The 24,874-nt window shown below is 66.1% G+C and carries 15 protein-coding genes, 1 tRNA gene and 1 pseudogene; 10 read left to right on the top strand and 7 right to left on the bottom strand.

Annotation, left to right across the window (positions count from 1 at the left end; translation table 11 throughout):
* The first annotated feature begins 26 nt into the window (after positions 1 to 26).
* The 4 genes from REH65_RS32330 (at position 27) to REH65_RS32315 (ending at position 6,807) form a co-directional block, all read left to right on the top strand.
* A complete protein-coding gene (locus REH65_RS32330) occupies positions 27 to 1,493 on the top strand; it encodes an FAD-binding oxidoreductase (RefSeq protein WP_406690514.1) in 1,467 nt (488 codons plus the stop codon).
* Between the two features lie 73 nt (positions 1,494 to 1,566).
* A complete protein-coding gene (locus REH65_RS32325; protein WP_406690513.1) occupies positions 1,567 to 2,871 on the top strand; it encodes a helix-turn-helix domain-containing protein in 1,305 nt (434 codons plus the stop codon).
* A gap of 577 nt (positions 2,872 to 3,448) precedes the next feature.
* Positions 3,449 to 5,107, top strand: a complete 1,659-nt coding sequence (locus REH65_RS32320; RefSeq protein WP_406690512.1) for a class I adenylate-forming enzyme family protein — start codon at positions 3,449 to 3,451, stop codon at positions 5,105 to 5,107.
* Between the two features lie 215 nt (positions 5,108 to 5,322).
* Entirely contained in the window at positions 5,323 to 6,807 is a 1,485-nt protein-coding gene (locus REH65_RS32315; protein WP_406690511.1) for a HEPN domain-containing protein, read from the top strand.
* 239 nt (positions 6,808 to 7,046) lie between these two features.
* Here REH65_RS32315 and REH65_RS32310 read toward each other — a convergent pair whose 3' ends face one another.
* The 4 genes and pseudogenes from REH65_RS32310 to REH65_RS32295 all read right to left on the bottom strand — a co-directional run bounded on the left by REH65_RS32310 (position 7,047) and on the right by REH65_RS32295 (position 14,486).
* The gene (locus REH65_RS32310; protein WP_406690510.1) at positions 7,047 to 8,162 is read right to left on the bottom strand and encodes a pentapeptide repeat-containing protein; all 1,116 of its coding nucleotides are present in this window, start codon (positions 8,160 to 8,162) and stop codon (positions 7,047 to 7,049) included.
* 649 nt (positions 8,163 to 8,811) lie between these two features.
* A pseudogene (locus REH65_RS32305) lies at positions 8,812 to 9,972 on the bottom strand (IS3 family transposase).
* Positions 9,973 to 10,204: 232 nt separating this feature from the next.
* The gene (locus REH65_RS32300; RefSeq protein ID WP_406690509.1) at positions 10,205 to 12,607 is read right to left on the bottom strand and encodes a WD40 repeat domain-containing protein; all 2,403 of its coding nucleotides are present in this window, start codon (positions 12,605 to 12,607) and stop codon (positions 10,205 to 10,207) included.
* A complete protein-coding gene (locus REH65_RS32295) occupies positions 12,501 to 14,486 on the bottom strand; it encodes an AAA family ATPase (RefSeq protein ID WP_406690508.1) in 1,986 nt (661 codons plus the stop codon). Before REH65_RS32295 ends, REH65_RS32300 begins: the two co-directional genes overlap by 107 nt.
* A gap of 138 nt (positions 14,487 to 14,624) precedes the next feature.
* Between REH65_RS32295 and REH65_RS32290 the strand changes: the two genes are divergently transcribed.
* The 3 genes from REH65_RS32290 to REH65_RS32280 are packed head-to-tail and all read left to right on the top strand — an operon-like array spanning position 14,625 to position 19,211.
* Positions 14,625 to 15,959, top strand: a complete 1,335-nt coding sequence (locus REH65_RS32290; RefSeq protein WP_406690507.1) for an esterase/lipase family protein — start codon at positions 14,625 to 14,627, stop codon at positions 15,957 to 15,959.
* The gene (locus tag REH65_RS32285) at positions 15,956 to 18,532 is read left to right on the top strand and encodes a hypothetical protein (RefSeq protein ID WP_406690506.1); all 2,577 of its coding nucleotides are present in this window, start codon (positions 15,956 to 15,958) and stop codon (positions 18,530 to 18,532) included. Before REH65_RS32290 ends, REH65_RS32285 begins: the two co-directional genes overlap by 4 nt.
* A gap of 49 nt (positions 18,533 to 18,581) precedes the next feature.
* Positions 18,582 to 19,211 carry a hypothetical protein gene (locus REH65_RS32280; protein ID WP_406690505.1) on the top strand — a complete coding sequence of 210 codons (630 nt, stop codon included), beginning with the start codon at positions 18,582 to 18,584 and terminating at the stop codon, positions 19,209 to 19,211.
* 275 nt (positions 19,212 to 19,486) lie between these two features.
* Here the strand turns inward: REH65_RS32280 and REH65_RS32275 are convergent, their stop codons facing one another.
* A complete protein-coding gene (locus REH65_RS32275) occupies positions 19,487 to 19,804 on the bottom strand; it encodes a GyrI-like domain-containing protein (protein ID WP_406690504.1) in 318 nt (105 codons plus the stop codon).
* A gap of 372 nt (positions 19,805 to 20,176) precedes the next feature.
* Between REH65_RS32275 and REH65_RS32270 the strand changes: the two genes are divergently transcribed.
* The gene (locus tag REH65_RS32270; protein ID WP_406690503.1) at positions 20,177 to 21,115 is read left to right on the top strand and encodes a tyrosine-type recombinase/integrase; all 939 of its coding nucleotides are present in this window, start codon (positions 20,177 to 20,179) and stop codon (positions 21,113 to 21,115) included.
* Between the two features lie 349 nt (positions 21,116 to 21,464).
* On the opposite strand, the gene REH65_RS32265 is transcribed toward REH65_RS32270, so the two are convergent.
* Both REH65_RS32265 and REH65_RS32260 read right to left on the bottom strand, forming a co-directional pair.
* Complete coding sequence (locus tag REH65_RS32265; RefSeq protein WP_406690502.1) at positions 21,465 to 22,424, bottom strand: tyrosine-type recombinase/integrase; 960 nt, start codon at positions 22,422 to 22,424, stop codon at positions 21,465 to 21,467.
* 115 nt (positions 22,425 to 22,539) lie between these two features.
* Positions 22,540 to 22,613 (bottom strand) — tRNA-Pro (locus REH65_RS32260).
* 222 nt (positions 22,614 to 22,835) lie between these two features.
* On the opposite strand from REH65_RS32260, the gene REH65_RS32255 reads away from it, so the two are divergent.
* The gene (locus REH65_RS32255; RefSeq protein WP_406690501.1) at positions 22,836 to 23,717 is read left to right on the top strand and encodes an SAM-dependent methyltransferase; all 882 of its coding nucleotides are present in this window, start codon (positions 22,836 to 22,838) and stop codon (positions 23,715 to 23,717) included.
* 56 nt (positions 23,718 to 23,773) lie between these two features.
* Positions 23,774 to 24,808: an esterase/lipase family protein gene (locus REH65_RS32250; protein WP_406690500.1), complete on the top strand. Its 1,035-nt coding sequence runs from the start codon at positions 23,774 to 23,776 to the stop codon at positions 24,806 to 24,808.
* The last annotated feature ends 66 nt before the right edge of the window (positions 24,809 to 24,874 follow it).

Raw genomic sequence — 24,874 nt, 5'->3', positions numbered from 1 at the left:
GTTCGCACCGAGGGAAGGGCACACCGTTGAAGCACGGGTTCCACACGCGAACGCACCGCTGGTCCACCCAGCCCAGTGCGCACGATGCAGGCTGGATTCCGCTCCCCGACTCCCTTCAAGCACGGGTCGTCACCGACCCCGACACGCTCACCGAAGCCACCCGCGACCTCGGCCACCAACACCACCAAACTCCCGGACTTCTCCTCCGCCCCCAGTCCACGCACGACGTCGCCACCGCCGTGCGCTTCGCCGCCGAGCACGGTGTGCCCGGCGTCATCGCCCGCGGCACCCGCCACGCCACCGGCGGACAATCCCTCGGCACCCACGACGGGGCGCTCTACCTCGACATGCGCGCCCTCGACCAGATCCAGGTCGAGGCCACCCACGTCACCCTCGGCGCCGGAGCCACTCTCCGGGCCGCTGCCGAAGCGGCTTGGACCCACGGTCTGCGGCTCACCAGCGGAGTCACCGGCTACGCCGGCCTGACGGTCGGAGGTGTTCTCAGCGCCGGAGGATGGTCGCTCGACCACGTCACCGGCACCGTCGGCGACTACGCCGACGAACTCGAGATCGTCGACGGAACCGGCACCATCCACACCTGTTCCCCCAGCAACAACCCCGAACTGCACCGCTGGACCCTGGGCGGGCTCGGCCAATTCGGCATCATCACCCGCGCGAAGCTCCGGCTCCAACCCGCCCGCCCCTACGCCAGCTTCCGCGTCCTGCGCGGCATGGACCACGCCCAGATGCTGCGCGCCGCCCGCAGCCTCATCCGGCGAGGCCAGCTCAACTCCGTCTACGGACGCCGCCGGGGCGACGACCCGTCATGGGAGATCCTGGCCACCGCCTACCACCACCGCAACGACGACCCGATGCCCGACATGCTGCGCGGCGCCCCCGACCCACGCGCACACGCCGGCGACGTCCAGCTCTACATCGACCAGGTCCTCTCCCACGACGTCGACCTCTACGACCCGCTCATCGACCAAGGATGGGCACAGCTCCCGAAGCGCTGGTGGGACTACTTCCTCAGCGACACCACGATTTCCGGATTCCTCGCCGCCGCCCACGCCAGCGAACCACGCGGCGTCTTCGGCGAGACCGCCGTCGCGCTCGCCATGCCGAAGTTCCGCCAAGCCGTACGGACCGGCCTACGGCTACCAGCACCGTGCGGCCGCAACCCGGGCGAACTGGTGTGGCTGGCCGACGGACTACTCGACCCCGGTTTGGCCTCCTCCTGCAACCTGAACCAGTGGTCTCGTGCCGCCGAGAACTGGATCGCGCACCTCACCGAAGAGGCTGCCCACGGCGGCGCCACGATCTACCACATCGGCAACGTGAAGCACTCCATGCAGGCCCACTACCAACGCGCTACCGACCACGTCACAGCCCTGCGTGCCGAATACGACCCATCCGGCCTGTTCGGCAGAGGCCTCTGGCGAACAACCGAAAAACCAGCAACCACAGCGCAACCAGCACCACACCACGCCTAGCGGGCCCGGAGTCTCACTCCGGCGACCACCACGGTCGTGGACCGGTTGCGCACCAACACCCTGGGGGACACTCATGCGCAGCAGCCACACCAGCCCACCCCTGACCGGCCCCTGCATCCAGCAGGATCCGAAACACAGTGAGCTGACCCAGTTCGGGGCGCTCGTCGTGCGCTGGTGCGAAAACCGGAAACGCAAACAGGCCGACCTCGCCAACGCCGCCGGCCTGTCCCCCTCCTACCTATCCAAACTGATCCGCGGCAGACGCGAAGTCACCGTCGCCGCGATTACCGCGCTCGAACAGGTCATGCACACCGACGGTGCACTCGCCGACGCTGCCGCGCGCAGCAACGACAATGTCCCCCACCGGCCGCCCCAGATCAGACGACGCACCGCCCCAGCCCAGCTCCCGCCCACCGTCTCCACACTCCACGGCCGCGACCACGAACTCGCCTCCATCGCCACCTGGGGCCCAGCACCCGGACTACGGCTGTTCATCGACGGCGCCCTGGGCACCGGCAAAACCGCCCTCGCCGTCACCCACGCCCACCGACTCGCTCCCACCTATCGGGCTGGAAACCTCTTCGCGGACCTCCGCGGTCACCACCCCGACGGGCCCGCCGACCCCAGCGACGTCCTCGCCCACCTCCTGAAGTCGCTCCGACTGCCCGTCCCGGACTCCTTCACCGACCGAGTACAAGCATGGAGATCCGCGACCTGGTCCACGCGTCTACTCCTCGTCCTCGACGACGCCCGCAGCACCGAACAACTCACCCCACTACTCCCATCAGGAGCAGGCTGCGCCGTCATCATCACCTCCCGATACCGCCTCTCCACCCTCCTAGTCGGCACCAGCACCCAAACCCTCACCCTCGCTCCACTGACCCGCACCCACTCCCTCAACCTCCTCGCCACACGCCTTGGCCGCACTCGCATCACCGCCGAGCCCGACATCTCCAACCACATCGCCGAGGTCTGCGGCGACCTCCCCAAGGCACTCGCCCTCGCCGCAGAACACCTCTCCACCCACCCCAACGTCCCACTCGAACGCCTGCTCTCCGAACACGAAGACCGCTGGGAACTCACGAAAATCACCGATAATGCCGACGGCAGCATGCACGCCGCCCTCGACGCCTTCTACAAGACCCTGCCCCCGGACCACCAACGCGCCTGGCACCTCATCGGCAGCATTGACCGGACAACAACAGCCGAAGAAATTGCGGTGCTGACCGGGTGGGCACCCGGCCACACGCGGAGCGTCCTCGAAGGCCTCGTCCTCGCCCACCTCGTAACACGCCGCGACAGCACCTACGACATGAACGCTCTAATTCGCAAGTGGGGATCCCAAATGGGCACCGGACACCAAAGAGGATCTTTCTAACTTAGAATTCACCAACCCAGACCCCCTCGCAGATCTCCTCAGGTCCGAACAACCTCTATTCACCTTTAGAAGATCCGTCTACACCTTCACCGAAAGGTGCGTGAACCAGCGCACCCCCTCAAGAATCGCGCTCAAGCCGTGGAGAACCCCGATAATAGCAACTTCCACGGGCCTCGTACTGATCTCGACCCGTTCCCAAAAGTCCGATCAAAATCGCCTCAGTTTCTTCACTAACTGGAGGCGCAGCATCCGCCAAACGCTGCGCAGCAGCCAGGTCACCCGGACCCAATTCACAAGCGTTCACCTGCTCATCGAAGGCCCGATCAAGCATTTTTCCACCCCACTGCGTCAGCGCGGTTCAAATCGCAGCACGTCCGGAATCATTTGGGTTAAATCGTAATGCCACCAGAACTAAATTCGTCGCACTGAACGAGAGGAATTAGCCGGATCATCGAGGCCGGCGAGTGGACTACTGACACATCCAAGCAGCAACATCGTTGGCACAATCCAGCTTGCACGTCGCGCAGGGCACCTCGACAGCTGGGCACCATCTGCCTTGAGGTCGGAAGGACAAGACATGGCCGTGTCCGACGAGCTACCGTGCGCAGCTGTGTTGCCTCCCGGTACCGAAGCAGAGACGAGAAACGTCCACGCCTCTCTTGCGGATGCGTGGAAAGCGCGCGTGGAGAAAGCTCCGAACGCCCCGGCGCTGCGCTACTTCGACGGCACCTTGTCGGCTCAAGAGGTGGACGCGGCTTCGGATGCCCTAGCGGCTGCGTTCGAAGCGCGTGGCACCAAGCGCGGCGACAGTGTGGGCGTGTATCTGCAGAACATCCCCCAGTACGCACTCGTGCTGCTTGCCCTGTGGAAACTGGGTGCCACGGCGCTGGGACTCAACCCGATGTATCGGAACCGCGAGCTGCGCCGGCTTATCGACGACGCCGAGGCGGTCGGGATCGTGTGCACCGACAGCGATGTCGACGAAACCCTCGACACTCTACGGGGGAGCACTGTCCGGTGGCTCATGAGCACCTCGGCCCTGGACTACCAGTCGCGCAACGACCCGCGAGTGTTCGCCACGACGGAACGCTCCGCGCCAGCGCCGGACGGCGATCTCGTCGACCTGATCCGGGAATACGAGGGCGACCGCCCCACGCCCGTCGCCGTCACCCATGACGATGTCGCGTTCCTGACCTACACCTCCGGCACGACCGGGCCGCCGAAGGGCGCCATGAACACTCATGGCAACGTCCTCCACACGGTCGCGGCCTACGGTTCGTGGATAGGGTTGAGCGACGGGGACGTCGTGTTCGCCATCGCCCCGCTATTCCACATCACCGGCGCGGTGGTCAACGCGACCCTCTCGCTGATCACGAACACCACCCTCGTGTTCGCCAACCGGTTCCACCCCGAAGTCGCTCTTGAGGCGTTCAGCGAACACGGCGTCACGTTCACGATCGGCTCCATCACCGCCTACAACGCGATCTACGAACTACCACAGGCCGGTCCGGAGGACTTCGCGGCCGCGAAGACCCTCTATTCCGGAGGGGCCCCAATCCCTCCGGCGACCGTCGAGCGATTCCAGAACCGGTTCGGCGTCTACATCCACAACGGGTACGGAATGACCGAGACCAGCTCCGCGGTCATCGCGGTACCTCCAGGACGCAAGGCGCCGGTCCACCAGCCTAGCGGGACCCTGTCCATCGGCATGCCGATGCCGAACCTCACCGCTCGCATCGTGGACACCGACGGCGCACCCCTACCCCACGGCCAGCAAGGCGAACTCGAACTCAGCGGCCCACAGGTCGTGCCCGGATACTGGCAAAAACCCGAGGCCACCGAGCAAACAATGCCCGAAGGCCGACTGCGCACCGGCGACGTCGCCATCATCGACGAGCAAGGCTGGATCTACCTCGTCGACCGGCTCAAAGACCAAATCAACGTCTCCGGCTACAAGGTCTGGCCACGCGAGGTCGAGGACGCGCTGTACGAACACCCCTCGGTGCACGAAGCCGCAGTCGTCGGACAACCCGACGACTACAGAGGCGAAACAGTGGTCGCGCACGTCTCACTGAAGGCAGGCACACACGCCACGGAACCGGAGCTGATCGCCTTCACACAGGAGCGCCTAGCGGCCTACAAGCGCCCCCGCCGCGTCCACATCATCGACGAGCTGCCCAAAACCCAGACCGGCAAAATCCGGCGCGCCGAACTCCGCAAACCCCAAAGCGACTGACACACCTCCTGAACCCAGACCGAACCGTCCCGTCAACGCACAAACGCAGCAGCAGCCGGGGCTGCCCAGCTTTGCAGTCGACAATTCAAGCGGCCCCTGAGCAGCCTCAACCCTAGCCACACGTCCCTACCCCACGCCGCCGCTTGGGTGCCGTGGCGTTCCGTCGCGGAGGAGCTGCTAGAGACGGGAAGAAGTAGCCCCTACAGGAGAGAACGATGGCTAACGATCCTTTCAACCTCGACGAGGCCGGCGAGTGGGTTGGCCTGTGGTGGGTTCCGGACGCCCCTGACAACCAGGTTCCAGGTGTCCTCCGGTACGATCCCGAGGGCGGTCTCTCGCTCTCGCTGATCGGCACGTTCGAGGACCGGATCACGTCAAGCCCTGCGCCCGGGCTTACGGCGTACCAGGAGGGCGCCAGGACGTGGAACGTCATTCACGGTGCGGCCGAGCAGCGCGAGATCACCCTCCTCGGCTGCATCGCCACTTCCGGGAAGCGGACCATGTTCGCGCGGGTGAAGAGCCCGGACAAGCAAACCGTCACGGCGACGACCGCGATCATCGGCGCGCACGTCAGTGACAAGAAGGACGCAGCGTTCTCTGCGGCCGAGGTTTCGGTCGAGGACCTGGGGTTCTGGGCCGCCTCATCTGCATTCGAGGGCACCCTCGGCGCACCCGATGGCAAGATCGACGGGACCGGATGCATCTCGGTGAAGCCGGTTGAGGCGCAGTCGGTGGTGGTCGATGGCACCGAATATTGCCTCGCGCACACGCACACACTGCCGTTCTTCGAACAGCGCAAAGGCGGCACCGTGGGGCGCATGCGGGACACGGCTTTCGTTCGAGTCACCCCGGCCGAGCCATTCGCCCTGAGCGCCGCGCTAAAGGCCGCGAGCCTGGTGCAGGACCTCGTCGCCCTGGCGACGCACCGCGCCGCAGGCGTGATCTGGCTCCGGCTGGAGGTGGCCGGGACCGAGTCGACCCTGCCGAACGGCCAGTCTGTGCCCCGCCGGCGCGCCGACGTGCTCTACTCGCCAGCCGTGCTCGGCAAGCACGACGCGAAGGCTGTCGACCGCAACCACGTGTTCTTTACCTGCGATTCGCTCCCATTCAAGGACGTCGTGCCCCGCTGGTCGGAGGCACACGCGCGTCTGCAGACAGCGACCAACATGATCCTGGGCCTGCGCTACGCACCGGCCCGCTTTATCGAGAACAATCTCCTCACGGCGGTGGGCGCTGCCGAGGTTCTACACCGCGGTCTCCGAATCGACGAGAAGCCGTTCCCCAAAGCGGAGTTCACGGCGATGCGCGACGCGATGCTCGGGCAGGTTCCCGAGGAACACCGGGACAGGTTCAAGGGGTCTATCCACAACGATCCGACGCTCTTGGACCGGCTCCGTTCACTCGCCGCGCGCCCTGACCAGGACGCGATTGCACTTCTCGTACCGAACGTCGCCTACTGGGCGACGAGGACCACGCGGGCCCGCAACGACCTCGCGCACGAGGGCAAGACCCCAAAGCACTCCTTCGAGGAGCTGATCGCCGTCGTCGAAGTGACTACGGCCGTCGTGATCCTCAACGTGCTGCATGAGCTGGGACTACCGCGTGAGCGGCAACGGGAAATCGTGCAGGAGCACCCTCAACTGAGGGCGACATCGCGGAGCGCTGGCAATTGGCTGGAACCTCCAGAGTCCGACTCCTGAGCGCACTCGTCCTCGCAGGCGGTCATCCGACTACCTCAACCCCCGAGCCGTTGAGTTAATCGCACTCCTTTCGGACGCCTCGGCCAAGTCCTCGGAATTGGCGATGGGCAGCAGCCGCTGCTGCTCGCGAGTCGCGTCACCTCCCGCGCTTGACGCTCCCCGGCGTTCCACGCTTGCTCAAGTGGCTCGGTGTTCGGCGGATTTCGCCCGCACCCATCGGGGGTGGCCGGCGGCGCGTCTCACCACCATGGAGGCGTTCGATGTTCCTGCGAGGGCAGCGATCTCAACTCGTTAATCCAGCCCTCCGGCCAGCAGTGAGCATGCCCGTTCTGTGTGTCCTGATACCGGACCTCAACGCACCCTGGAGGGGCACCGGTGAAGCGCGCGCCAGCGAAATCCACGTGCCCCTCGAAATCTACGCACCAATAGTTGGCGAACTTGAACCGAGCGTCGCGGAAGAGCGCCGATCCATGAAATATGTTGTGTGTGAACCAGCCAACTTGCCCGACCTCGACTCCAGTGAAGTCCGCATCCTCGCCGAACTGAGCGCGGGAGAACTCGGCATTTAACCGAAACCTCGCCGAGCCGAACAACGCATTCACGGTGAAGTTCACCCATCGAAACCAGGTGACGCCTGAAAACGTCGCCCCTCTGAAGTCGGCCCACCAACCGCCGAAGGTCGCGTGCACGAACCGAGCCGTGCCTAAGAAATGTGCGCCTCTAAACCCAGTCGATCCGATAAAAGTCGCCCTCTCGAAGTCCGCCGCCGCGAACTCACAGCCGTCAAAACGGGCCTCGTGGAGCACCGCACCCACAAGATCGACACTCACGCCTTCCCAGAAGGACGTCGACTGCGGCAACGAATCCTCGCCACGAAACGGTCTGAGGTGCCCTGCCAGGATCCCCAAAGCCGACCGTCGCACCTCAGCCTCCGAACGGTCGTTGCTATCCCACGGGGTCCGGAGGTATCCGCAGATTGCGTCCACTACCGTCTGGCGCTGACCACGATAATCCTGGCCGAGCGCTGACAAGACACGGAGCCCACCCAACCTAGTATGTGCCCGGCTGGAGTCTAGATGGTCGATGGCCTTCTGGTAGAGACCGAAGAACTCGCTTCCACCGGCAGAGTCACGACGCTCGTCCAACGCAAGGAACTGCTGCCGCACACGGGCCATCCGCGGCTGGTCGAGCACAGCGACCACTCGCTCCAGGTGGTAGATCATCGTCCCCCCAGAAACGTTCGCACTCAGGATAGCCCGTTGGCTCACACTCAACTCTTGGTTGGTCACAAACACCAGTCCGTCAAAGCCAGCCCCGGAGGCTCTGCGGAAATCTGTGTCGAACTTCTTCTTCACTGCCCCGAAAGACTGCTTTCCCCGAGGAAAGTACACCCCCACACCCCAGGTGCGACCATCTCGACGCGCAATCGCATCTTTGCCACCGTCGGGCCCACCAAGTGGGTGGCTCGGGTCGAGATCAGTAAAGCCCTCTGCGAGCAAGATCTGCACGGCCAGCCGCTCTGACTGGCCTTGGCCGTTAGTCCACTCCTGCACCCGGTGCCACGTTTCATCCCACCTCACACTCACCCCGCTAGAGTGGCAGCAACCTCAGTCACAACTCGCACCGGTCTCGTCCACCCAGCTACCAACGCTCCCCGCGACTAGGAGCGACTAGCGTTTCAACGAAACCCTGGGCAGACCCTCCCTACGCCACGACCTGGTTTGGGAGTTCACGGCAGTATCGCCTCGGTGTGGATCTTCCAGTGCAGTCGGCGGCATACGACATCACCTCGTATACCCTCGGAATCCACCACCTCGGCGTAAATTTCATTCGCCACTGAAGTGCTCGCATGGACCAAACACAAGTGGGCCTGTTCGCCCGGACCACCTCCACGTACGTGGAAAGCACAAGCGGGAAAACTCCAACGTCGCATTGCCGGACGGATCATCTCCGTGCGTGGAGGGGACTGCCCAGGGTTCGGTTGACACTCGGGGTTGAGTGTTTTCAGGCCGCTGGGGCGGCGGTGTAGATGGTCTCAAACTCGACTGGGGTGAGTTTGCCGAGGCGGCGTTGTCGCCGTCTGCGGTGGTATTTGGTTTCGATCCAGGACACGATCGCCAGCCGTAGCTCCTCGCGGGTTTTCCAGCGTCTGGTGTTGAGAATGTTCTTTTGCAGCAAGGAAAAGAACGATTCCATGGCCGCGTTGTCGCCACAGGCACCGACCCGGCCCATCGACCCGGTCAGCCCGTACTGGCGCAGCAAACGCCGGTAGCTGGCCGACCGGAACTGGCTGCCGCGGTCCGAGTGCACGATCACGCCGTGCGGGTTGCGCAGGGCGATGGCGTTGCGCAACGCGGCCACCGCCAGCGAGGAGCGCATGCGAGGGCTGATTGAGTAGCCGACGATGCGGTTGGAGTAGCAGTCCTTGACCGCGCACAGATACAGCTTGCCCTCGCCGGTGGCATGCTCGGTGATGTCGGTCAGCCACTTGGTGTTCGGGGCGGTGGCGGTGAAGTCCCGGTCCACGAGGTCGTCGTGGACCGGCGGGCCGGCCTTCGGGTTCCGGCCCTTTCTCTTGGCATGCGCCGAGAAAATGCCCTGCAGCGAGCAGATCCGCCACACCCGGTTCTCCGAGGCGGCAAAACCACGCCGGGCGAGTTCGTCGGCGATGAACCGATAGCCCTCGGTGGGGTCATCGGCATGGATCTCCAGCGCGGCGTTGATCAAATGCGCGTCGTCCCAGTCACGTTGCGAGACCGGGTCGGACTCCCACTGGTAGTAGGCCTGCCGGGAGACTCCCAGCACCCTCCCGCGTCACCGCCACCGGCACCCGCAGGGGCGCGTCGGCGGCGGCCAGGTCACGGACGAGCGGGAACGCTATTTTCCCGGCAGGCTGCCCTGCGCGAGATAGGCCGCGGCCTTGCGCAGCACCTCGTTCTCCTGCTCCAGCAACCGGTTGCGTTTCCGCAGCTCCCGCAGCTCGGCCGACTCCTCCCGAGTCACACCCTCCCGGGCTCCCTCGGCAACCTCGGCGGCACGCATCCAGTTCTTCAAACAGCCGATCGAGATCCCGAAATCAGCTGCCACCTGCGTCAACGACGCCTCACGACGACGGGCCACCGCGACCACATCATCACGAAACTCCTGCGGATAAGGCTTAGGCACGGACGACATCCTTCCAAGCAAGGCCGAAGCCTCACACATCAGGTGTCAACCAAACCCTGGGCAGACCCTTGAGTGGTTAGCTGTTGTCGCTGGGGATGATGCGGCCTTCGAAGGTTGTGGCCCCAAGGACATCGTCGACACGCTCAACATCGACACGAATTCGCACGCCCTGCGCTACTACTCCGCGACAGAACTGCTCACGGCCGACGGAGCTCGGCACCCTACTCGCAGTTCAGCGCTCCAGCATCGCGAGGTCGACAACAGCGAACCCCGCATCGCTGCCAAGAGCCAGTAACCCGTTGCCAGTGGTGATGGTGTGCACTGCGGGTCCGACAACGAGCCGTACCAACTCGTCTTGTGTGCTGACATCCCAGAACCGCACCGTGCCATCGTCACTGCCGGTGGCGAGGAGCGTGCGGCCACCCGACCACGGCACCGCCGCCAGCGCCGTCAGGCTGCCGGTGTGGCCGGCCAGCGGGCCACCGGCCAACGTGCCGGTGTGTGGATCCCACAACCGCACCATGCCATCGTCACCGCCGGTGGCAAGGAGCGTCCGGCCATCCGACAACGGCACCGCCACCACCGCCCTCACCGTGCCGGTGTGGCCGGCCAGCGGGCCACCGACCTGCGTACCGGTGTGTGGATCCCACAACCGCACCATGCCATCGTCACCGCCGGTGGCAAGGAGCGTCCGGCCACCCGACCACGGCACCGCCACCACCGCCCTCACCCTGCCGATGTAGCCGGCCAGCGGGCCACCGACCTGCGTACCGGTGTGTGGATCCCACAACCGCACCATGTCATCCCAGCTGCCGGTGGCGAGGAGCGTGCGGCCATCCGACCACGGCACTGCCACCACCGCCCTCACCCTGCCGATGTGGCCGGCCAGCGGGTCACCGACCTGCGTACCGTGGTGTGGATTCCACAACCGCACCGTGTTATCCCAGCTGCCGGTGGCGAGGAGCGTGCGGCCATCCGACCACGGGAGCATCGCCACCGCCGCCACCGTGCCGGTGTGGCCGGCCAGCGGGCGACCGACCTGCGTGCCGGTGTGTGGGTCCCACAACCGCACCGTGCCATCGCCACCGCCGGTGGCGAGGAGCGTCCGGCCATCCGACAACGGCACCGCCGCCAGCGCCGTCAGCCTGCGGGTGTGGCCGGCCAACGTGCCGGTGTGTGGGTCCCACAACCGCACCGTGCCATCGTCACCGCCGGTGGCGAGGAGCGTGCGGCCATCCGACCACGGCACCGCCACCACCGCCCTCACCGTGCCGGTGTGGCCGGCCAGCGGGTCACCGACCTGCGTACCGTGGTGTGGGTCCCACAACCGCACCGTGCCATCGTCACCGCCGGTGGCGAGGAGCGTGCGGCCATCCGACCACGGGAGCATCGCCACCGCCGCCACCGTGCCGGTGTGGCCGGCCAGCGGGTCACCGACCTGCGTGCCGGTGTGTGGGTCCCACAACCGCACCGTGTTATCCCAGCTGCCGGTGGCGAGGAGCGTGCGGCCATCCGACAACGGCACCGCCACCACCGCCCTCACCGTGCCGGTGTGGCCGGCCAGCGGGCGACCGACCTGCGTGCCGGTGTGTGGGTCCCACAACCGCACCGTGTTATCCCAGCTGCCGGTGGCGAGGAGCGTGCGGCCACCCGACCACGGCACCGCCGCCAGCGCCGTCAGCCTGCGGGTGTGGCCGGCCAACGTGCCGGTGTGTGGATCCCACAACCGCACCATGCCATCGTCACCGCCGGTGGCAAGGAGCGTCCGGCCATCCGACAACGGCACCGCCACCACCGCCCTCACCGTGCCGGTGTGGCCGGCCAGCGGGTCACCGACCTGCGTACCGGTGTGTGGATCCCACAACCGCACCATGCCATCGTCACCGCCGGTGGCAAGGAGCGTCCGGCCACCCGACCACGGCACCGCCACCACCGCCGCCAGCCTGCCGGTGTGGCCGGCCAGCGGGTCACCGACCTGCGTACCGGTGTGTGGATCCCACAACCGCACCATGCCATCGTCACTTCCGGTAACAACCAGAGTGCCGCCATCAGGCGTTTGGAGGGCGGCGAGTGCCTCGACCGACGAGCCCACGTGGGCGAGGACATTATTTGTGACCTGCCAGCGTGCTAAGCAGGGGCGCAGGCCTGGCGGGTGTACCGCGTTCGTGGGCGGTAGTCCAAGCGTGGTGCGCGCGAAGCCGTGGCTGAGTGCGCGCGATTGTGGTGGCGCGTCGGCAAGGAAGGGCTCGATGCTGGCCCAGGCGGCGAGCTCGGCGTGGTCGGGATCGTCGGGTACGGGAAGCCCGAGTCCGCTGCGAACCCTGCCGCTGGTGTCCCACGGCAGGAACGGTGCGGGCACGTGCCGGTCGTCGAGTACGCGGCCACGGACGGCGTGTTCGACAAGTCGTCGCCGAAGGTATGGGTGCGGTGCGATCTCCGGGCTGTCGGGCAGCAGCGCGGCCAGGTTCTCAGTAATGCGCCGGTGCACGTCCTCGTGTAGCTCGGTGCCGTCAGATTCGGGGGTGCTGTCAGTGGGCATCGGGTGCTCCCAGGAACAGTTCCGGGTGATCACGTAGCGTCTCGGCGAGGGATTCGTGTACGGGGCGGAAGACGACACGGGCGTCGGCAGTGCCACGGGCCAGGTAGCCACCGAGTCTGCTGTGCAGCAGGTACTCGATTGTGGTGTCGGGGACCGGTGCGTCGAGGACTGCTGTGGCGACGGCGGGCCAGATATTGGCGAACGGCACCCCCGTGCCGAGCGCGAACGCTGTGGCTCGCAACCCGGCAAGCAATGCGGTCGCCGGATGCTCGGAGGTCGCGGTGTCGGTGAGGTCGGCGCGCAGCAGCCCGACGGTGCCCTGCTGTAGATCGTGAAGGCCCACGTCCCCGGTGATCAGGGGGTCGCTCTCGCGGAGTCGTTGACCCGCGAACCGGGCGTCGAGGAACGACGGGGCGATGGTCCGCGCCAACTCGGTGATGAGCCGGTCCCGTTCGGCCTCGTATCCCTGGTAGTGGTCGGCGACGAGTGATGTCAGATATTCGGTGAGATCGCTGAGGGTGTCGTTGTCGGTGCGTAGCTCGGTGCAATGCAAGGAGAACCCGGACACCAGGTCGAGCAGGTCGTGTCCTGGCGCGGGGCCGTCGGATTCGGGGACAGCACTGCGCACCCCAACGATCAATCGGAACCGGGGGTCCGCGGCGGTTGCGCGCAGCAGCGGGCCGAGCAGGTCCGTGATGAGCCGGGTCGGATCGGTAGCCTCGTCGAGGCCGTCGAGCACGAGTGTCTTCCCACCCTCGACCAGACCGAGCAGTTGCGCGCGCAGGTCAGCCATCCGCGTTTCCGGTGCCGTGGTGGACGCCGGGGTGGCGCCGAGTGCTCGAATGAGCTGTTCGGCGACGTCGGTGACGGACTTGTTGCGGGCCAGCACTGCCGCCGCCACGGAACGCACCGGTGGCACGGTTTCCGCCGGTGCGCCTCTCATGGCCTTGTCATGCCGGGGATTGCTGCGGAAATCGGGGTCGCTGAGTGTCACTGCGCGGGCGATGATCGCGGATTTGCCCGTCCCCGCAGCGCCGGTGACGATCAACAGTCCCTGCCCGTCGCGAAGGAAATCGGCTACGCGAGTGGTGAGTTCGCGCCGTCCGGAGAAGTACCAGCCCGGGTCGTCGGTGGAGGTCCGGCCGCTGGCGCGATCGAGCCAGTAGTCCAGTTCGTCGGCCGGGGTGGAGACCTGTGCACGGGCGGCGTCGACGACCCGCGGTGCCGGTCGGTATCCGGGGTTTGGCAGGCAAGGGCTGGGATCAGGACTGGCCAGCTTCGGCCACATGAACCGGATCGGTTCGGGTAACCCGGGCTGAGTTTTGGCCAATCGCCGGTGCGCGCCGTACAGTTCGGCCGCGAACTGGTCGAAGCTCAGACAGTCGGTGGCGTACCCGGCCTGGTCGCTACGCAGGTATCTGTGGACCTCGGCGAGGATGCCGGCGAATTCGCGAACCTGGGGCATCTCGTCGAAGTCGCCGGAGAAGAACAGTTCGATCGAGTCGAGTCTGCGGTGTGGCAGATCTTCGCGCAGGGTTTCGATTTCCTTCGCCAGTGTCCCGGCGAAACAGGAGTTGGCGATCACGAGCAGGTGCTTCGCGTGGGAACCGAGAACGGCCCCGAGTATTTCCCGGGTGGGATAGCCCTGTGCGACATGTTGCCCACGCGGCGTTTCGGGCAAATGTAGGAAATGCCCACTGCGGCCGGCCATGCCGTGTCCGGTGATGTAGAGAACGGCCACGTCGTGTTCGGTCAGGTTACGCAATCCAGCTTCGTCAACAGCGTTCTCGACGTCCCGGCGGTTCCGGATGGGCCGCAGCTCAGTCTTGGTTAGCGCCCGTTCCTTCAGTTCTGCGGCGGACCACCAGTCGTTAACCACCGCGAGCTGATCGTCGATGCCGTCGGCGAACCCGCTGTTGTGAGCTTCCGGATAGTCGCGCACCGCGAGGACGAAAAGGCGGCGAGACGCGGACATGGCTTCTCCGGCTGTGGTTCGGGGACTCGGTGCTGCCCGTGCCGTATCCGCTAACGTAGCGCGGGCGGATCGTCACAATAAAGCATGGTGGGGGTATGTGTGCGTGCGATGGGGGATCAACGGACACCTGATGCGGTCATGCTCGTGCCCGGCCTGCTGGGTAGCGCACTGCATGACACGGTCACCGGCGACACCATTTGGGGTCTCGAACCCCGGTGGCTGGTACGGATGCTCAGCCGCCCCAGCAACGCGTTGGAGGCGCTCAAGGTCACCGACGAGGAACGTGACGGCCGCACCGGGCGGGTCGTGCCGTCGCCACTGAAGTATCCAGCGTTTCTTCCCGGCTTCGGCGGCCTACCGCCCTACCGGGGTCTGCTGCGGAGTTTGCGGGAGGGGCGACGGCCGGAAACGGTGCGGGAGTTCTCCTACGACTGGCGGCTGCCGGTCGCGCACAACGCCGGGTTACTGGCTAAGAAGGTCGACGAACTCGTCTCTGACCTCGGCAATCCCCGTGCCGAGGTGGTGCTGGTGGCTCATTCTATGGGCGGGCTGCTGTGTCAACACCTGCACACGATCCCCGGAGCCGTCGCGAACGTGCGGAACGTAGTCACCCTGGGCACCCCCTTCGGCGGGGCCGCGAAGGCCGCCGCGGTGCTCGGGGGCGGCACGGAAATCAGCGGGCCGCCGTGGCTACGGGAGGAGCTGCGGCAGGCCGCGGTCACCATGCCCGGTCTGTACGACCTGCTGCCCACCTACCGGTGCGTAGTGAGGGGCCACGACCTCACCAGGCTGACCGCCTCCGATATCGCGGGACTCGGAGGCGACGCCGGACTCGCCGCGAACGCCCTGCGCACCCGCACCGAGCTACGCGACACCCTGATGACGGGACACCACGCCCTGTTGGGCGTCGAACAGCCCACCGTGTCCAGCCTCGACCTCACCGACGGCACCGTTCACGGTCTGCCCCACACCTACGTTCCGGTCTCGGCGGACAGCGTGGCTCGTGAGCCCGACGGCACGCTGACCACGTTGCCAGGTCTCGGCGATGGCACCGTGCCGCGCAACGCGAGCCTGCCTGCCGCCGACACCGCGCGGACACCGGTCGCGCTGCAGCACCTGCCGATGGCCAGCGCCGATGTGGCGATCACGATCACGCGTGACATCGTGGTGCATGGCAAGGCCGACTTCGGGCCCCGGCTCGGTGCCGGCGACCTCGGCATGAGAGTACCGGACGTGGTAACGCCCCAGCGGGAATGGGCAGTCGAGCTCACCGAGGCGGATCCGATGCTGACGACCGTGCGCCTGATCAACGTGGCTACAGCGACGGAGATCCCGGGCAGCCACGTGCACCGCCGGTCCGGAGTGTTGCAGTCGACGGTCACGGTACCGACGCCGGGACTGTACGAAGTCCGCGTTGAGGGTGGCGGTGATGCAGTCACCCAGTACGTGCTCGCGGAGGACCCGCACGAATGACTCCGCGGCTGGAACTGTTCCCGATCGTGATTGGTCGTTACAGCAACCCCAGCTGGGGTGAGAATGCGGTGCTGCCGGTGGACGACGAGATCACCCATATCGCCGAGCAGTTGGCGTTCTTCGACGCGCCGGTCGTCGATTGGGAGGTTCCCGAAGACCATCGTGACGACACGGCGATCATGCATCGTCGTGAGGAATGGGTACAGCGCGGGTCCCCATGTTCGCTCTTGTACTGGGCTGGGCACGGTTTCGCCAACCAGCACACCGCCACGCTCGCACACACCCACAGTCCCAATCCGGTGGGTGCGGACGGAGTCAGTGCCGCGAAAATCGCAGACACGATCGCCCGGCGAACCGTCGCGACCGACGGCTGGCACATCGTCGTCATCGACACCTGTCATTCAGCGAAGTTCGTTCAGACACTCAGTCCGGAGATCGACCGACGGCCAGGGACCCGGCGGGTGTTGCTGGTCGGCACCTCCGGTGATGGGACCACGACCCTGGGCCGGTTCAGCGAAGCGTTGGAACCCGTCTTGTCCGGGACGTTCCGCAATACCGCTCAGATCACCGTATGGGAGTTCGAGCACGAACTACGCAAAGTGCTGCCAGAAGCGGAGGTGGTGCTCAAGAAGATCGATCAGCATGCCGTGCTCAAACGCAGACGGGGCGTGCCACTGATCGGCCCGGTCGACGAGGTGAGCGAACTCGACGCGGCGCTCAACGAGCTCACCCCTGACGAACAACGCCACTTCCTCCCGAAGGCCCAGGGCGCGGAACTCGGCGAACAGTCCTGGTACTTCGAGGGCAGGGAGACGGAATCCGAGCGGATCGCGACGTGGCTGCGCACCACTGGTCGTGGCCTGCTGGCTGTGACCGGGCGTGCGAGCTCTGGCAAGTCGGCATTACTGGGGCATCTGGCGGTGCAGAGCCGACCTGGATTGCGCGGTGCACTGGCCGCGCACGGAAGGCTCACCGACGCACCGGTCGAGCTCCGTCCTCCGGACGACTGTTTCGACGTCGTGCTGCACCTGGCCGGACTCTCTTCGACCGGCGTGATTGCCCGCTTGGCTGCCGATACTGGGCTCGGCATGCCGCCGGTCGGCGAGCACAACGAGCAACTCCGTTGGCTCATCGAGGAAATTACTGTCCGTGTCCGTGCGCGTGAGTCCGTGACGGTGCTGGCCGACGCGCTCGACGAGGCCCAGGAGCCAGCCGTCACCGCACGCCTTTTACGTATGTTGGCTGATCTCGACAGGGTTCGCGTCGTGGTCAGCACCCGCGCTAACACTCGGGAAGGACCAGACCGATCTGCGCCGGACGACCATGACCTGCTCGACGCACTTGGCTCCTCACCCCGCGACACCGTGCACGTCACCCGCTCCACCGAGGCCATTACCGAATACGTGCGGGTGCGCCTGAGCGTCGCCGCTGATCGCGGACTGCTCCCAGGCAGCGACGATCCCGCCATCCGTGCTACCGCATTCGCAATCGGCAGCAGCACGCAGCACGAGTTTTTGTTCGCCCGTCTGACCGTCCATGAAATCTTGGCCAGCGGCCAGCTCCCGGACGGTATGGAACTCGACGTGTTGCTGCGCAACACCCACAGCGATCCGTTCGCCAGCGCCGTTGCCCGGCTGACTCGCGCAAATCCCGCGAGCACCCCGGTCTTGCGCGCCTTCACGTTCGCCCGTGGCCGCGGTGCGCCCATCGCAGGTGGCATTGCAGCCACGATCGCTTCGGCGATGCACGAGGACGGCCCGGTAACGACCCCGGATGTCCACACGGTGCTGGCCACCGCCGCGCCATACGTCCTGGTCGACGAGGAACAGGGTGAGACCGTGTACCGCCTGGCACACCACACGTTTGCCGAAAGCTTCACCAGCGAAACGCACCCCACTACCCGCGACCGTGACGCCCATCAGTCGATCACGAGTGCCCTGCTCGACCAAGCCGACCGCAGCTATGGTCCACTGAGCCCGTACGTCGTGCACCACCTCTCCGGCCACGCCAGCGCCGCTGGCCGGAAGGGTTGGGAAACGCTAGCGACCAACACAACCGTGCTCGATCAACTCGATCCGACGATGGTGTCGGCCGACGCCATGCGATCCGCCTTCGGCTTCTATGCCCTTCCACCGGCCATCGGCGTGCTAGGAGCAAGCCACCTCACCGCAGCCACCGAGCCGGCGGAGCGGCAAGGATCACGCCAACTCGCAATGGCCCGACACACCCCCACAACCGACAATGGCGCATCCGAACCACGAGGAGCGCACACTGCTTGGTTGGTCCAAACAAGTAGTCTTCGGCACCGCCGTATCCACCGAACGATCGCCGGTCATACGGACATGGTCAAGTCGGTGGCGGTTGTGCCGTTGTCGGATGGCCGCACACTCCTCGCCACCGGAAGCAACGACGAAACGGTGCGGCTATGGTACGCCGATTCCCAAACTCTGTTTTCGACGCTCGCTGTCGGCTTCGCAGCGAATTCCGTTACTTGGCTTGGCGGCAAGCGTCTCGCACTTGGCACCTACGAGGGTTTCGTCGTGATCGCGTTGGAAACCCTTGACGAGTGGTAGTCGTACGCGAGGATCGTGCGAGCACAAACGTTTCGGGAAGGAGCACGCGTTGTCGGAGCGGTTACAGGTGTTGAGCGTCGTGTACCAGGCCGAACGGACGGATCGGGCGACCACGCTCACCGTCAGCCTCGCGACGATCGGTGCGGCGGTGACGTATCTCGTGGGCACGATCGCCTTTTACGACAAGCTCGATCTGCTGGGCTGGGCGATCAGCCTGCTGCCGTTACCGATGATCTGTGTGGCCGCCTTCCAGTCCCAACTCCTCAACCTCGCCGCGGTCCGTGCCCGCTCTATCCGCTCCCTCGAAGATGCGCTGTTAACCCAGGCCGACGGTCTGGACGACCTCGATCGGGAGCACATCGGCGTTGCGGCCAGCGAACGGACCGCGAATGTGCACACGGCGGCGCTCGCGAACAAGCTCACCCTGATCATCGCCTACGGCGGTGTCGCCCTCGCTTACCTGACCTTCATCGTTCTGATGCTAGTCAGGGCGACCCGCCACATCTCCGGCTGGGTCGCCATTCCCGCGGTTACCTACGCGCTCTTGCTGGCACCGATCGGGTTCGCGGTACGGCACGCTGTCCGAAACCTGCGGGCTGCGACGCAGATCATCGACCCCGGGCTGGAAACCAAAGCACAGGACCAGACGGGAGCTGGCTCGGTATCCACCCTGAACTAGCCAACGCGCGCATGTGCGCGTCGACCGAACAACTCGCCGGGCACGGGCAGCCCTGTCGGTCAAGACCCGAGGCGGCTTTGCCTATGCCCTTGTACGGAGTTACGACGCACTTGCCGGTGGAACCCCTTGTCGTCCAGCGGGACACTAAAGATCGTTCCCGAGGCGCACATGGTTTCACTGCTCAGGAGTGGGTTGCGTTCCTTGCGGCGTCAAGCAGGGCGAGTTCGTCCTCCGGACCTGAAGAGCATCACGGTGGGGTGGCCAGCGGTGGCTGGTCACCCCACCGTGATGTCCGGGTCGTTCACTCCGAGTGCGCTAGTCGGCTGGCTGTCAGCCTGCTCGTTGGGGGCCAGGGAGGGATTCCATGCTCCGTAAGTCTCCCGTTCCGCCGGGAGCCGGCGCTCGGCATCCGCCTTGCTGCCGTTCGCTGACATCGGTGAACGTAGGGTTTCGGGGACAGACCGGCTGCGGTGCGGGTTCGACGGGAACCATTCGATGAACACGTACCGCCACAGGTACTGGATCGCTTCCGGCGCTGGGCCCGAGGTAGTGAACACCGCCCAGGTGCCGGCCGGCACGGACAACGCGGCCATGCCGCCGGCACCGATGCGGAGGTGATCACGGCGTGGTAGGAGTCGAGTTCCGTGCCTTCGGCGCGACTCGGGTCCAAGTCGTCGCAGACCGCGAGAATGCCGCGCGGCTCGGCATTGGACAACCGCTCCATCCCCGTCTTGGTCCTGTCATCGATCCCGCGGGGTTCAAATCCCCCTACCAACCCGCTCCTGCGGCTGCATCCCAGGTTCAAGTGCTTCTCAATTGGCACCTTCTCCCGTGAGCGCAGCGAGCCGTCAGCGGTCAGTCGAGCCTGGGTGCGATGGATTTTCCGAATTCAGGGCTAGCGTGGTTGGCCAACGGAGGCTCAGCACAGTGCTACGCGGCTGAGCATCGGACTCTGGGGAGGCGGCGTGGATCTTGATCGATTGTCGGCCGGTTTGTCCGAGTCGTGGCGTTGCCTGGTTCGGGACTGGGACCGGTGTTTGCGTTCGACTGGTCGACCTGAGACGACCCGGTACAACTATCTGCTCGCGGTGGTCCAGCTCGGAAAATTCGTCGTGGCCAACGGCGGTGGGGATGCTTCTGAAGATCCCGCAGCTGTGTCGCGTGCGGACGTGGAATCGTTCCAGGCGTGGATGATTGAGACTCGGTCGGCCTCGACCGCGCTCAACAAGCACAAGTGTCTACAGCAGTTCTTTCAGTGGCTGGCCGAGGACGAGCAGGCCGTGGACCGTTCACCCGTAGACGGGGTTCGACCGCCCCAGCCGCCGACGAAGTTGATCCCGGTCATCAGCACTGACGACACGACACGCTTGTTGGAGTCGTGCAAGGGTTCTGGGTTCATGAATCTTCGTGATCAGGCGATGATCCGGCTGTACTGCAACACCGGCGCTCGGCTGTCCGAGGTGGCCAACCTTCGTGTCGATGACATCGACTGGAGCACGGATTCGCTGGTCTATCACGGTAAGGGCGGTAAGACCCGGCGCGTTCGGATGGGTCCCAAGACCGCGCGGGCGCTGAGCCGGTATCTGCGGGTACGTGCGCGGCATACGGGTTCGGAACTTCCCGAGCTGTGGCTTGCCGAACGCGGTGGCGTCCCGTTGCGCGCGAACGGAATCAAGCTCCGCCTACGACGTCTGGGAGACCGGGCTGGTATCGCTCGGGTTCATGCGCACCGGTGGCGGCACAATTACGCCCACGAGTGGAAACGCTCCGGCGGGGACACCGGCGACCTGATGTTATTGCTGGGCTGGAGCAGCGATGCCATGGCCCGCCACTACGGCGCGAGTGCCGCAGCCGAACGAGCTCAGGAAACGCAGTCGAGGATGCGGATCGGTGACGATGTCTAAGCGCTCAGAACTCACTCCCGAACAACGCCGCCGGCGCGCGCGGATCGCAGCGCACGCTTCGTGGACGAACACCTCGGATCGCTCCGCTCGTACCCGCTCGGGAACCTCGGCGTTCCTCACACGGTTTGAAAAGCAAGTCGACCCCGACGGTGTACTCACGCCGGAGGAGCGATCGCATCGGGCTTACCACGCACGCATGGCCTACATGCTCGCGCTCGCCGAACGGTCCGCTGAGGCACGCCGCCGGAGCAAGGACCGTTGCGAACACAGCGATCCGAAGCACAGCTAAGAACCGTCCAGACAGACAACAGGGGCGGGAACCGACTGGTTCCCGCCCCGTCGCTCCTCCTTAGAGGTCGTCGCCGATGGCCAACCGGTCCTGGGCCACCTGGGCGCGCTGTGCCGCTGCGCTCGCGCCGTAGTGCCGGGCCATCGTCTCCGAGCTCCAGCCCAGCACCAACATCAGATCACCGGTGTCACCCCCGGCGGCCTTCCATTCGTGGGCGTAGGTATGGCGCCAGCGGTGGGCATGCAGGTTCTTGATACCCGCCTGCTTGCCCAGGCGCTTGAGTCGGATCTTGATCCCATTGGCATGCAGCGGCCGACCACCCCGACCCGCCAGCCACAGATCCGGCAGGTCCGCGCCACTGCGCTTGGACCGGGCCCGCACATACCGGCTCACCGCCCGCGCGGTGCGTGCGCCGATGCGCACCCGGCGATCCTTGGCGCCCTTGCCGTGGAACACCACCGTCTCGGTCTTCAGGTCCACATCATCGATCGTCAGCTGGGCGACCTCGGACAGGCGCGCGCCGGTGTTGGCGAACAGCCGGATGATCGCCTGATCCCGCACGCTCAGGAAATCCTTGCCCGTGCAGGCCTCCAGCAGCTGCGTGGTGACGTCCCCTTCGATCACCGGGATCAGCTTGGCCGGGACCGAAGGCTTGCGGACCCGTTCCATCGGTGAGCGGTCGATCTCGCGCTCGTCGTTGAGCAGCCAGCCGAAGAACACCCGCAACGCCTTGTGCTTGTTCACCGCCGTCGACGCCGAGCGGGTCTCGATCATCCACGCCTGAAACGCCTCGACATGGTCACGGGTGACCTCGGTCGGGTCCTCCGCGGCGTCATCGGCATCCGGGTCCGGGGAGTGCTCGGCGAGGTAGCGGGACAGCTGGGCGGCAGCCAGCAGGTAGTTGTAGCGGGTGGTCTCGGGATGGTTCACCGAACGCAGGCTGCGATCCCAGTCGCGGAGGTATCCGGACCACACCGTCGAGAGGCCCGCGGTGAGCTTCCCAAGATCAAAAACGGCCATTCCAAAACTCCGTAGTCAAGGTGTCCATGAGCGGCGTGCTTGACTCCGGGAGGCGAAACAAGAACATAAAAAGAGGGTTCCCGCTGGTTCTGACCTGCGGAAACCCTCTTGCCGGTCGGGACGGCGGGATTCGAACCCACGACCCCTTGACCCCCAGTCAAGTGCGCTACCAAGCTGCGCTACGTCCCGGCCACCCCGTGGGGTGTGCCAATAGCTTACCCCACGGATCTGGGGCTGATCATGGGGGCCTGCTAAAGCTCGTTCGCGCAGGTCATCGGCCATTCGGCGCCATCCTGGAGCTTCCGTGCGGGGGTACGTGGATGATCGGGTTCCGCTTGGTCCTGATTTTGGGTCGTCGTCCTTTTCCGGCCTGTCCCTTCTCCTGTTGAAGGCCTGGGGATGCGATCATCTGTGGGGTACGGATTCGAGGGCAGGGGGTTGCCGGTGGTCGAGCAGTCACGTGATGCGGCCGGGTTGGACGTGAACCGTCCGAACCCCGGGCGGATCTACGACTGGTTCCTGGGCGGGACCGCGCACTGGGCGATCGATCGGGTCTTCGGGGAGCGATTGCTGGGCATGTGGCCGCAGATCGCGGGGGTGGCTCGGCAGAACCGGGCGTTCCTGCGGCGGGCCGTGCTCGACGCCTACGACGCCGGGGTCCGGCAGTTCCTCGACCTGGGCTCGGGCATCCCGACCATGGGCAACGTGCACGAGATCCTCCAGGACCACGCCGACGAGCCGGTGCGCGTGGTCTACGTCGACTGCGAGCCGGTCGCGGCCGCGCACACGCGGGTGAAGCTGCAGGACGTCGAGTGGGCCGGGGTCGTGCAGGAGGACCTGCTGAACTGGCGCGAGGTGCTCGACGACTGCTCCACCAAGCGGTTGCTGAACCTGAACGAACCGGTGTGCCTGCTGGCCATCTCGGTGCTGCAGTTCATCGGCCCGGAGGGCGACGTCCCCGGGGTGCTGCGCCGCTACGCCGGCAAGCTCTCCGCGGGGTCGCGGATCGTCGTCACCCACTTCGCCTCCGACGTGCCCGACCCGGAGGCGCGGGCGGCAATGGAGCGGTTCCGGACCGAGTGCGACGTGACGCCGAACCCGCTGTGGCTGCGGGACCGCCCCACGCTCACCTCCTGGTTCGACGGGCTCGGCGAGGACTGGCGGCTGCTCGGGCCTGGTGTGGCGCAGCTGCCCGAATACCGCCCGGACATGATCACCTGCCCGGAGGACGTCGCCGAGTCGGAGAAGATGCGCCCGTACGCCTGGTTCGCCATCGGCGAGAAGTCCGCCTAGGGGCTGTTGAGGAACACCGGGCGCAACCTCCGGCGGGGCGCGTCGTTGTACGCGGCATGATCAGCCGTTGGGTGCACAGCGTCGTGTTCTCGTTGGGGATGGTCCTGCTGCTGGCACTGGTACCGGTGCCCGCGCAGGCGGAGTCGGGGTTCGCGCCGGTGGACCGGCCCGGTCACGCGTTGAGCGTGCCGCCGGAGCAGTTGCGGGAGTCGCTGACCTGCCACGGCGATCCCGGGAGCGATCCGCAGCCGGTGCTGCTGAGCCCCGCCACCAGCGTCACGCCGCAGGAGAACTACTCCTGGACCTACGAGCGGGCCTTCGCCGCTCAGGACCGGTTCTCCTGCGCGGTGACGATGCCCGATCACACCCTCGGCGATATCCAGGTCGCGGGCGAGTACCTGGTGCACGGGATCCGCGAGATGCACCGGCTCACCGGCAAGCGCATCGCCGTGCTCGGGCACTCCCAGGGCGGCATGAACCCGCGGTGGGCGCTGCGCTTCTGGCCCGACGTGCGCGGCCTGGTCGACGACGTGATCGGCATGGCTCCCTCCAACCACGGCACCGAGTCGATGCCCGGGTGCGGACCCGCTCCGGCCGAGTGCGAACCGGCGGTGTGGCAGCAGCAGGCGGGTTCGGACTTCACGCGGGCGCTCAACAGCCGGGCCGAGACGTTCCCCGGCATCAGCTACAGCGTGATCTACACCCGGCTCGACGAGGTCGTGACGCCGCCGGAGTCCTCCGAGCTGCACACCGGTGACGGGATGATCAGCAACGTCGCCGTGCAGGACGTGTGCCCCGCCGACGTGTCGACGCACCTGCTGGTCGGCACCATCGACCCGGTCACCTACGCGCTGGTCGTCGACGCGCTCGACCACCCGGGCCCGGCCGATCCGGCACGGGTCGATGCCTCGGTGTGCGGGCAGCCGCTGATGCCGCACGTCGACCCGATGTCGGTGAACACCTTCCTGCAACCGCTGTCGGCGGTTCCCGGCCTGCTCAGCACGGCGCTGCCCGGGGTGAACCTGGTGGGCACACCGTCAACCGACCGGGAACCGCAGCTGCGCTGCTACGTCTACGCGGCGGGCTGCTGACAGCTGAAACCCGCTGCGTCGTCAGGGTTTCCACCCGGCGGTGCGGCGTGCGGCCTGGATCGGGTT

Source organism: Saccharopolyspora sp. ID03-671, assembly GCF_045278815.1.
In the GTDB taxonomy this organism is placed as follows: domain Bacteria; phylum Actinomycetota; class Actinomycetes; order Mycobacteriales; family Pseudonocardiaceae; genus Saccharopolyspora; species Saccharopolyspora ipomoeae.
The sequence above is the reverse complement of the archived record's forward strand: the minus strand, read 5'-3'. Positions and strand labels throughout refer to the sequence as shown.

What these genes read in the sequence shown, in the direction of transcription:
- REH65_RS32325 (WP_406690513.1), top strand. Translation starts at nt 1,567, where the DNA reads ATGCGCAGCAGCCACACCAGCCCACCCCTGACCGGCCCCTGCATCCAG.
- REH65_RS32290 (WP_406690507.1), top strand. Translation starts at nt 14,625, where the DNA reads ATGCTCGTGCCCGGCCTGCTGGGTAGCGCACTGCATGACACGGTCACC.
- REH65_RS32320 (WP_406690512.1), top strand. Translation starts at nt 3,449, where the DNA reads ATGGCCGTGTCCGACGAGCTACCGTGCGCAGCTGTGTTGCCTCCCGGT.
- REH65_RS32275 (WP_406690504.1), bottom strand. Translation starts at nt 19,804, where the DNA reads ATGGCCGCGTTGTCCGTGCCGGCCGGCACCTGGGCGGTGTTCACTACC.
- REH65_RS32265 (WP_406690502.1), bottom strand. Translation starts at nt 22,424, where the DNA reads ATGGCCGTTTTTGATCTTGGGAAGCTCACCGCGGGCCTCTCGACGGTG.
- REH65_RS32295 (WP_406690508.1), bottom strand. Translation starts at nt 14,486, where the DNA reads ATGTCCGCGTCTCGCCGCCTTTTCGTCCTCGCGGTGCGCGACTATCCG.
- REH65_RS32315 (WP_406690511.1), top strand. Translation starts at nt 5,323, where the DNA reads ATGGCTAACGATCCTTTCAACCTCGACGAGGCCGGCGAGTGGGTTGGC.
- REH65_RS32250 (WP_406690500.1), top strand. Translation starts at nt 23,774, where the DNA reads ATGATCAGCCGTTGGGTGCACAGCGTCGTGTTCTCGTTGGGGATGGTC.
- REH65_RS32285 (WP_406690506.1), top strand. Translation starts at nt 15,956, where the DNA reads ATGACTCCGCGGCTGGAACTGTTCCCGATCGTGATTGGTCGTTACAGC.